This is a genomic window from Streptosporangium sp. NPDC051023 (assembly GCF_040689595.1).
GTDB lineage: Bacteria > Actinomycetota > Actinomycetes > Streptosporangiales > Streptosporangiaceae > Streptosporangium.
Genome location: NZ_JBFBCE010000166.1, coordinates 1 through 8,235 on the forward strand (window position 1 = coordinate 1; position 8,235 = coordinate 8,235).

15 protein-coding genes and 1 pseudogene are annotated in these 8,235 nt (G+C 67.3%); all 16 read left to right on the forward strand.

Annotated features, from left to right (window positions below):
* Nucleotides 1–237: 237 nt before the first annotated feature.
* The 16 genes and pseudogenes from AB0395_RS47050 to AB0395_RS47125 all read left to right on the forward strand — a co-directional run bounded on the left by AB0395_RS47050 (nucleotide 238) and on the right by AB0395_RS47125 (nucleotide 8,088).
* Nucleotides 238–609 (forward strand): hypothetical protein, encoded by a 372-nt coding sequence (locus tag AB0395_RS47050; RefSeq protein ID WP_366294556.1) that lies wholly within the window; start codon nucleotides 238–240, stop codon nucleotides 607–609.
* Nucleotides 606–1,601, forward strand: a complete 996-nt coding sequence (locus tag AB0395_RS47055) for a hypothetical protein (protein ID WP_366294559.1) — start codon at nucleotides 606–608, stop codon at nucleotides 1,599–1,601. Before AB0395_RS47050 ends, AB0395_RS47055 begins: the two co-directional genes overlap by 4 nt.
* The gene (locus AB0395_RS47060; protein WP_366294562.1) at nucleotides 1,601–2,098 is read left to right on the forward strand and encodes a hypothetical protein; all 498 of its coding nucleotides are present in this window, start codon (nucleotides 1,601–1,603) and stop codon (nucleotides 2,096–2,098) included. Before AB0395_RS47055 ends, AB0395_RS47060 begins: the two co-directional genes overlap by 1 nt.
* Entirely contained in the window at nucleotides 2,095–2,487 is a 393-nt protein-coding gene (locus AB0395_RS47065; protein WP_366294564.1) for a hypothetical protein, read from the forward strand. The genes AB0395_RS47060 and AB0395_RS47065 overlap by 4 nt, the downstream gene beginning before the upstream one ends.
* On the forward strand, nucleotides 2,484–2,852 hold the full coding sequence (locus tag AB0395_RS47070) for a hypothetical protein (RefSeq protein ID WP_366294567.1): 369 nt from the start codon (nucleotides 2,484–2,486) through the stop codon (nucleotides 2,850–2,852). The genes AB0395_RS47065 and AB0395_RS47070 overlap by 4 nt, the downstream gene beginning before the upstream one ends.
* A complete protein-coding gene (locus AB0395_RS47075) occupies nucleotides 2,849–3,355 on the forward strand; it encodes a hypothetical protein (RefSeq protein ID WP_366294570.1) in 507 nt (168 codons plus the stop codon). Before AB0395_RS47070 ends, AB0395_RS47075 begins: the two co-directional genes overlap by 4 nt.
* A gap of 93 nt (nucleotides 3,356–3,448) precedes the next feature.
* On the forward strand, nucleotides 3,449–3,958 hold the full coding sequence (locus AB0395_RS47080) for a hypothetical protein (RefSeq protein WP_366294573.1): 510 nt from the start codon (nucleotides 3,449–3,451) through the stop codon (nucleotides 3,956–3,958).
* Nucleotides 3,955–4,125, forward strand: a complete 171-nt coding sequence (locus tag AB0395_RS47085) for a hypothetical protein (protein WP_366294575.1) — start codon at nucleotides 3,955–3,957, stop codon at nucleotides 4,123–4,125. The genes AB0395_RS47080 and AB0395_RS47085 overlap by 4 nt, the downstream gene beginning before the upstream one ends.
* Complete coding sequence (locus AB0395_RS47090; protein ID WP_366294578.1) at nucleotides 4,122–4,664, forward strand: hypothetical protein; 543 nt, start codon at nucleotides 4,122–4,124, stop codon at nucleotides 4,662–4,664. Before AB0395_RS47085 ends, AB0395_RS47090 begins: the two co-directional genes overlap by 4 nt.
* Complete coding sequence (locus AB0395_RS47095; protein WP_366294580.1) at nucleotides 4,661–4,879, forward strand: hypothetical protein; 219 nt, start codon at nucleotides 4,661–4,663, stop codon at nucleotides 4,877–4,879. Before AB0395_RS47090 ends, AB0395_RS47095 begins: the two co-directional genes overlap by 4 nt.
* Nucleotides 4,876–5,256 carry a hypothetical protein gene (locus tag AB0395_RS47100; RefSeq protein WP_366294583.1) on the forward strand — a complete coding sequence of 127 codons (381 nt, stop codon included), beginning with the start codon at nucleotides 4,876–4,878 and terminating at the stop codon, nucleotides 5,254–5,256. Before AB0395_RS47095 ends, AB0395_RS47100 begins: the two co-directional genes overlap by 4 nt.
* A 166-nt stretch (nucleotides 5,257–5,422) precedes the next feature.
* Nucleotides 5,423–5,644: a hypothetical protein gene (locus AB0395_RS47105; protein WP_366294586.1), complete on the forward strand. Its 222-nt coding sequence runs from the start codon at nucleotides 5,423–5,425 to the stop codon at nucleotides 5,642–5,644.
* Between the two features lie 727 nt (nucleotides 5,645–6,371).
* Nucleotides 6,372–6,644: pseudogene (locus tag AB0395_RS47110) on the forward strand (DNA translocase FtsK); the annotation flags it as partial.
* A complete protein-coding gene (locus AB0395_RS47115) occupies nucleotides 6,637–7,215 on the forward strand; it encodes a hypothetical protein (RefSeq protein WP_366294589.1) in 579 nt (192 codons plus the stop codon). The pseudogene AB0395_RS47110 and the gene AB0395_RS47115, both read left to right, overlap by 8 nt.
* The gene (locus AB0395_RS47120; protein ID WP_366294592.1) at nucleotides 7,208–7,465 is read left to right on the forward strand and encodes a hypothetical protein; all 258 of its coding nucleotides are present in this window, start codon (nucleotides 7,208–7,210) and stop codon (nucleotides 7,463–7,465) included. Before AB0395_RS47115 ends, AB0395_RS47120 begins: the two co-directional genes overlap by 8 nt.
* Before the next feature lie 347 nt (nucleotides 7,466–7,812).
* Nucleotides 7,813–8,088 (forward strand): WhiB family transcriptional regulator, encoded by a 276-nt coding sequence (locus tag AB0395_RS47125; RefSeq protein WP_366294594.1) that lies wholly within the window; start codon nucleotides 7,813–7,815, stop codon nucleotides 8,086–8,088.
* Nucleotides 8,089–8,235: the final 147 nt, after the last annotated feature.

Sequence of the window (8,235 nt, forward strand, 5' to 3'; positions counted from 1 at the left end):
TCCGGCCCTGACGGCGCCCTCGTGTCTGTGGAGGTGCCCGCCACAGAGGTAGGCGCCTGGGCGCCTGACCGTCCCGGGCAGCGGCTGATGCGCCAGGCCGTGCATCTCGGTGAGCCGGTGGACGTCACGGACCTCGACGGCGAAGCCCCCTTCTGACCTTCCCCTTCTTGTCCCGTCTTGTGCTCGGCCTCAGGGGCGAGCACAGACGGGCCCTACAACCCCTGATCGGAGTTACACATGAAACCGCTTACTCCGGAGAGGCTCGCCGCGATCCGCGAGCGGGACGACCACAGCCTGGATCTCGCAACGGACCCTGCGCAGGCGCTCAACCAGGCTGAGGCTGACCGTAGCGATCTCCGCGCCGAAGTAGACCGGCTCCGTGCGATCGTCGACGGCGACGAGACGTTCATCGTGCTGGAGCGACCCGACGAGCTCGGGATCTCCTGGGAAGACGGCGACGACCTGCTCGCCCTCACCAAGGACGGCATCACCCTGTTCCCACGCGGCGTAGACGAATGGGGGCTGGACCTCGCCCAGGCGCGGGAGCTCTCCGCCCAGTTGGCCGAGATGGCCGACGCCTACGAGGCCGCTCGGGGCGGTGCTCGGTGAGCGAGGCTGATTTCCCCTCCCCGCAGACCAGCCAGCAGGTCTGCACGACCGTCATCGCCGGTGAGCAGACGAAGCGAAACCAGCACGTTCGTGACCTGTACCGGGCTACTGCTGAGCGGTACGTCTACGTCGTTGAGTTCACCACCGGCGTGGTGAAGGTCGGCCGGGCTGGCCACCAAACACAGCGGATCGCCGATCACGGACGGACGGCCGAGAAACATGGGGCGGCCATCACCCGGTCTTGGATCTCCACCCGGCATAAGGAGTACGCCCAGAACGAGATCGCCCTGATCGCCTTCTGCGCCGAACGATGGCCTCTCGCTGGCGGCAAGGAGTACTTCGCTGGCGCCGACTACAGCGAGGTGGTCAGGTACGCGCGGACCCTCCCGATGACTCACATCACGGAGGACGACCTGGACGAGTACGAACAGAGGTTGGCGGAACACAAGGAGGACGCCGAAAAGTTCGTCAACGTCTTCCGGGCTATCAGTGCGGCCACGAGGCGACTACGCGATGCGCAACCAGCCCCGGACGGGGACGGCGAGGAGGAGCGCATCCTCCTGGAGGACATCGCCCCATACGAATCCGTGGACACCGTCACCGCCGCTTCGACGGTAAAACACCACGCTGCAGAAGCGCTAATCAACCACGACCTGCGTCTCAAGCTCGACCCTTTTGCTGACGCAGAGGAGTGGAAGCGGGCCCTCCGCGCGACGGAGTACGGATACGCAGTCTCACTTCTTCTGCGAGCTCTGCAGGATCACGCCGGCACTGCGGTCGCAGACAAGGTCGCCCAGACATTGTGGGCTGCTTCATACGAACTATGTGGTGAGTACCGCGACGAGCTCGCGGCTTGGGTTACCACAGACGGCACTGACATCGACGTGCTGGCCGAGATGGCGCGCGTTTCCTACGAACAGATTCAGAAGTTCAACGCGCGATACCGCCGCAGGCCGCAGCAGGCGGGGCTTCCCCTCGGGGAGGTGTCGTGATGGACGCCGTCAAGGAGACCCTCACCGCCGCCTCGCGGACTTCGAGGAGCACCATCACCTGCGTTTGCTGTGGGGACACAGGGCCGTGTGCTGGCCGTGGTCTCATCCGCGCCTGCTACATGCGCCGCTACAAGAACGGCACTCTGCACCAGTTCCCGCGAGGGCGGCAGCAGGAGCCGGAGCCCATAGGCCGTATCGGCGTCTGCGTCTGCTGTGGCACTGAGGGCCCCATCAAGGGGCGCGGCCTCACCTACGCCTGCTACCAGCGGCACCGGTGGGCCGGGACGCTCAGCCGATTCCCACTTACGACGTCCCCGCGTGAAAGCATCCGGCGCGCACAGGAGGAGCGGCAGGCCGCTTACGTCGCCCGCCAGGAGGACTACACCTGGCTCCGGGAGCAGGGGGAATCCCCGGAGCACGCGGTGGCTCGTGTCGGACTGAAGGTCAGCCCTTCGACCGTGCGGCGCTACGAGCGTTTGGTGGGCGGTGCGGCATGACCCTGCCCACCTACGAGGAGGCGCTCGCCAAGGCCCGCGAAGGGTCTCCGTTCTCGAACTCGACCGAGGGCGAGTGCTGGATGGAGAACAACTGCGAGCAGTGCGTTCACGACAGACCGGCCCGTACCGGTAACCCGGCTGATGGGTGTCCGCTGGTCCTGGTCGCTTACCTGGACAAGACGCCCGCGGAGTGGATGCGCAACGAGGGTTTTCGCCTCGGTGACCAGTACACCTGCGTGATGTTCCGTCCGGAGGACGACCCGGGCCCGGATGAGCCGACGCCGGCCCCCGACCCCCCTGGACAGCTGACGCTGTGCCCGCGCGAGCCATACGAGCGGCCTGGGCGGATGTACGTCGACATTCGGCCCGTCGAGGCAGGTGTCCGATGAATAGCTGGTATCACGCTCAATCAGCGGCGAGGAAGTGGGGCGGGGAGCCGGAACTCTACCTCCCTATAGAGGAGTTCATCGACTCCTCCAAGATCATTATCGGCGATGTCCGCCACCGTTCCCTGTACCACCACACCGCTGGCGTGTACCTGTGCGCCCGGATCTTCGGCGACACCATCACGGTCGGCCGCAAGAAGATCCCCGTCCGCTTGATCGCGGAGCGCCACATCATCGAGGACCTCGGCTGGCTCCCCTCGCCGGCCGACTACCTCGACGGCATGCCCATCGCCACCTGGATGGGCGGCAAGCAGACCAAGACCGTCCCTCTTTCCGCTCTCGCACTCACTCCCGGAGACCAGTCATGACCAGCACGAACAGCTTTCTCGGTATCCCCGTCATCGGAGACATCAGCGAGGGGGAGAAGCGGCCGAAGCAGCGTCCGATCGAGGACCTCGCGCCGCTCATGCAGGCAGTCCTCGACGACCCCACGATCGTCGAGTTCGGCTGGGCCCAGTACACGCCCTACTTCAACGACGGCGACCCGTGCGTGTTCGGTGTCCGAGGCGAGATCTGGGTTCGCACCGTGACCGACGAGGACGTTGAGGACACCTACGACCTTGAAGTCGACCGGTACGGCGGACACCCGAGCCTCGGGAAGAAGGATCGGACCTGGAACCGGGAGACCTCCTCCTACGACGAGAAGCCCTATGAGGGGCCGGACGAGGCGCGCTACGAGCGCTGCCAAGCGCTGAACGCCGCAATCGAGGGCGGCGAGTTCCTGGATGTGCTGCTCAACGCGTTCGGGGATCACGCCGAGGTCACCGTCAAGAAGGACGGCATCGAGGTCGGCTCCTACAGCCACGACTGACTTCCACATTCCCGGACCTCCCTGCAGTCACCAGGGAGGTCCGGGAACCCGCCCCATCAAACCACCCAGAACATCCATTAGTGGAGACCCGAAATGCGAAGGAACACCGACCAGCCCCCCGCCGCTCCCGCTGTGGTGTGGCCGTCCGAAGAGGGCCGCCACACCGTCGTCCAGAACAACCAGTTCGCGTGGCAACGCCACACGGACGCCGCCCGCAACCACCACGACTACGCCGAGCGGCTGAATGCCGAGATCGGCGAGAAGACACGGCAGTGGGAGCAGTTGCGTCAGGAGATCGACGCCAAGACTCAGGAGAAGCAGCAGCAGGACCACTACGCCACCCAAGAGCAGGCCGCGGCCGACGCGTACGCCGCTGCGCTGCAGGCGTTAGGGGAGCAGCCCCCTCCTCCGGTGGACCGCCTGGTGGCTGGCAGCAACGGGATGTCCCCGCTGGAGGCTGCGGCGCACGCGGCGGCCTGGAACGGAGCGAGGCCGAACTCTGCGTCGGGGGCACCGATCGGGGAGTTGGACGAACGATCCAAGCAGGTTCTCGGCGAGTTCCTCGACGAGCACGCCGCAATCGGTCAGGACGGAACCCGGTGACCACCGGCCTGGAGCGGGTCCTGTACACGCTCGCCTGCCTGGTGCTGCCCGCCCCCAAGGGACGCCGCCACAAGCTCGGGACCGGACCTGCCTCGGACGACGTCGTCCCGATCCGCGCCATCACCGCCCGCACCCACCCGTACCCGGCCCAGGAGCCAACCGCGTGAACGTCCTCACCCCGCCCACCCCGGAGAACGTCGCCGAGATGCTCACCAGCGACTACCACGACTACCACAACGGCAACGACTGGTGGCCGTCCATCTCCGCCGACGGTCCCGTCATCTCGGTCGGCATCACGCCGGTCGGCGACGACTACGAGACGAAGCTGCCCGAGACGCACTTCCAGGCACACGTTTTCCAGGTCGACCCGGAGCTGCCGATCGCGTCCGAGCCGGTGTATCTCGACCCTGATGATGCTCGTGAGCTGACGTACGAGCGGCCCGGTGAGGGTTTCGACGGCTGGACGGTCGTGGCCAACGAGCCCATCGACACTACGCGGTGGAAGTCCCACCACCGCCTGGTCATCCGCAACGAAGCAGGTGAGCACTTCGCCGCCACTTACAGCAAGGGTCTGACTGAACAGCAGGAAGCCCGGCCGTGGGATTGCGAGGAGACGGCCCGGTTCGACCCGGTGGCCCGCCGGATCAGGGTCGTCCAGGTCCACGAGTGGGTCACGCCCGCCAAGGCTGAGGAGGCAGGCCAGTGATCAGCCTCCTCGGTCGCCTTCTCTTCGTGTTCCTCATCGGCTGGATTATCGGCGCCTGGATCCTGATGCTCCTCATCGGAGCTCTTCACCATGCCTGGTGGGCCGCGATCCCCACGATCAGCTACGGCGGCGCCTTGCAGATCGAGTTGGTCGTCATGCTCGGCGTCGTGATCGGCGGCCTCGCCAAAGGCATCATCGAGGCGGTGAGCTCGTGAAGAGCGCCTACCTCACCCGCAGGAACCTCCTCGGCGTCGCCATCGGGGCAGCCGTCGCCGTAGCCGTGTGGCTGGTGGCTGTGCACCTCGGCCAAGTCTTCGGACTACTCCTCGCCCTCGTCGTTGGCCTGGTGATCGGTGTCCCGGTCGGCATGGAAACCCGCAGGGACCGCACCCACCTGGAACTGGTGCGGACCGAGCGGGAACTGGAGACAGCCCGCGCCCAGCTCGCCGCCCAGGAGACAACGAACGCCCAGCTGCGGACCCAGGTCGCCAAGTACCGGGAGCGGGCCGAGTCCGCGGAGGAGCGCGCCGGACGGCACCTCGCCCGCGCCCAGGCCGCCGAGGCGCGCGACGTCGAGGAGGCCGCACCGTGATCGCGCTCCTCGCTGCGTGTTTCGTCTCCGTCCTGATCGGGGCTTGCGGAGGCGCCGGCATCGTCGGCTGCTTGTGGTTGGCGGCGGCTATGCGCCGCTATCGGGCCGCTCGGGACGCTGCGTTTGACCGTGACCTGCAGGACCTGCTGGCGCGGGAGGCGGACCGGTGACCGGCCTGATCTTCGGCGTCGCGGTGTTGGTGGGCGGTCTCCTGGCCGCCCACCCCGTCGACCCCGCGGGTGATCCCAACGACGTGTTCGCCGACCCCGACCTCGTGCTCGGCGGGCGCCTGACCATCGCGCTCCACGAGGACGCTGAGCGGCTCGTCTCTGCCCATAAGCGAAAGGACACACGCACTGATGACCCGCATCGATCTGACCACTCGTGACCTGCACGAGCTGATCGCGCCCGTCCTGCCGCACACCGGGACCGACCCGGAACTGCCCGAACTGGGCGTCATCCGCATCGAGGCGCACGGGGATGTGCTGTACGCGGTGGCCACGGACCGGTACACGATGGCGGCCACCCGGCATCGGATCGACGGCGGCGCCGATGACGTCGTGGTCGGCATCGGCCGCTCCGACGCCGCGGCGATGCTGAAGCTGTTCAAGTTCACCAAAGACGAAGACCCTCAGCTGAAGCTGGTCATCGACAAGGTGCCAGTCCCGGTGAACGACCGTGGCGACACGGTGGTTTCCCTCGGCCTGCAGGTGGACTCCGAGGACGGGACACGGCTGCTGCTGCACGGGCACGCCCACGAGGTCCTCGACCAGTGGCGCGCCCTTTTGGGCAAGGTGGTGCATCGGGAGCAGAAGCCCGCGACCCCGGCCCTGTTCCTCACCCCGTCGTACCTGCCTCGGTGGACGAAAGCTGCCCGCAAAGGGGAGCGGCTGACGGTGGTCATCGGCCCGGAGGCGACCGATCCGATCCTCATCACGGTGGAGTCCCGCTTCGTCGGTGTGTGGATGCCGGCGGGCCATTTGGACGCCGGAGAGGACGCCCTGTCCGACAGCCCGTGGTGGGACGAACTGACGGTCGAGGGCTCGCCGGATGTGTCGGAGGAGTTTCTGCGCACCCCGCCCGCACGGGAGGCGAAGGGGGCGAGCGAGCCGACCGATCTGGACCTGCTTGTGCAGGCCGCTGAGCTGGTCATCTCCACCCAGTTCGGCTCCTTGTCGATGGTCCAGCGGAAGCTGAAGGTCGGTTTCGCTAAGGCCGGACAGTTCCTGGACGCGATGGAGGAGTTGGGGATCGTCGGCCCCGCGGAGGGCTCGAAGTCCCGCGAGGTTCTCGTTGCTCCGGATGAGGTGGACGCCGTTGTGGAGCGGATCCGCAACGGCGAAGTGACATCCAAGGGCGCCTCCTCCGCGGAGGAGACCGATGTCTGAGATCGCGGTCCCACTGCTGTACGCGATGGCGAAGAGCTGTAGCGGTTCGGACAACCCTCACCTGACGTTGGCCACGGCTGAGGACGGCACCCGGTACGCGGCCTGGTCGTACGGGGCTGTACGGCTCCCGCGAGACGTCCTGCGTGGCGTCCCGGACGGGCAGTGGAGGCTGTTCGCGTCCGGGGAGATCTGCCACTACGAGAACGACAGGGCCGTCACCCCTGGCCTGGTTCGCACGCAACTGCTGCCCCTGCTCGGACAGGTCCGCCCCACTGCGGTCCACGAGTCGCCGTGGATGCTCCAGGCCGGTTACGGCGTGCAGCGTCTCCTGGACCGCTCGGATGGGTCCGCAGCGGTCGTCAACCAGGCGTTTTGGGCGTGCTGGTCTCAGGTGTCGCCTCTGCCCATCTGGCAGCTCGGAGGCCCCTCCAAGCCCTTGGTGTGGGCCAAGGACAAGACCGCCCGTGGGGAGGCGGTCCTCTTGCCGATCTGGAAGGGCGCCGACGTTCGGGTGCCGCTCATCTACCAGGGCGCAGCCGCGATGGCCTCGGAAGGCGGGCCCAATGAGTGACCTGATCGTTGAAGCACCCATCGAGCACCCGGCGTGCGCCGAGGTGGCTCGTCTCGTCGCTGCCGAGTACGCGGCCCACGCCGCTCACATGCGGCAAGACGACACGCTCGGCCTGGCCACGGAGCTCCTGCGGGCCCGGCCGGCGGATGACTCCGAGCGTGCTCGGGGGATCCGGGAGGGGCTGGAGATCGCCATCAAGGTGGCGTTCATCCGGGCTGGGCTGCCCCTGCCTGCGGAGGTGACTCGGTGATGGCAACCGCATGGCGTATCGAGCAGGCGGCTCGTGCGCAGGAGTCCAAGCCCGCAAGCACTTTCAGCGACGACGCCCTGCTGACCGCGTACATAGCCGCTCCTCCGGTAGAGGCCGCAGAGCGCCGCGAGGCCGCCCTGTGGGTCGCCGGCTTCTTTGCGGCCTCTCACGGCTGTAGCCGGACCAAGCGGCGCCGCTGCACGAAACCAGAGCATGCCCGTGATGTCGAGCAGGCCCGGGAATGGCTGACGGCGCTCGACTTGATCGAGCAGACACCTGCCCCTGCGGCGATGAACCAACCGCAGCAGACGCGGGTGAAGCCCCAGCCCCGCTCACCTCGCGTGGACATGGACTGGCAGGACGAGGCCACCTGCCAGGGCGAGGACCTCGTGCTCTTCTTCGGCCCTGACGGTGAACGCCAGGCCGAGCGGGACATTCGCGAGGAGATCGCCAAAGAGGTGTGCTCTTGGTGCCCTGTCCGTGCCGCCTGCCTGAACTACGCTCTCACCCGGCCGGAGAAAGATGGCATCTGGGGCGGCCTGAACGAGAACGAGCGGGCGCAGGAGCGGCGTCGGCGCCAGCGCCGCGTCAGCTACGCCAAGGCCCTTGAGATGGCGTCATGATGCGCCTTCACGGAGACCGTAACCGTTACCTGCACGGCCCGGATGAACAGGGCCAGCCGGGGGCGGGTTGCCGGTGCGCGAAGTGCCGTAAGGCTGCGACACGGTACCGGGCCCAGCAGCGGGTCGCGGCCATCCTTGGTACTCACC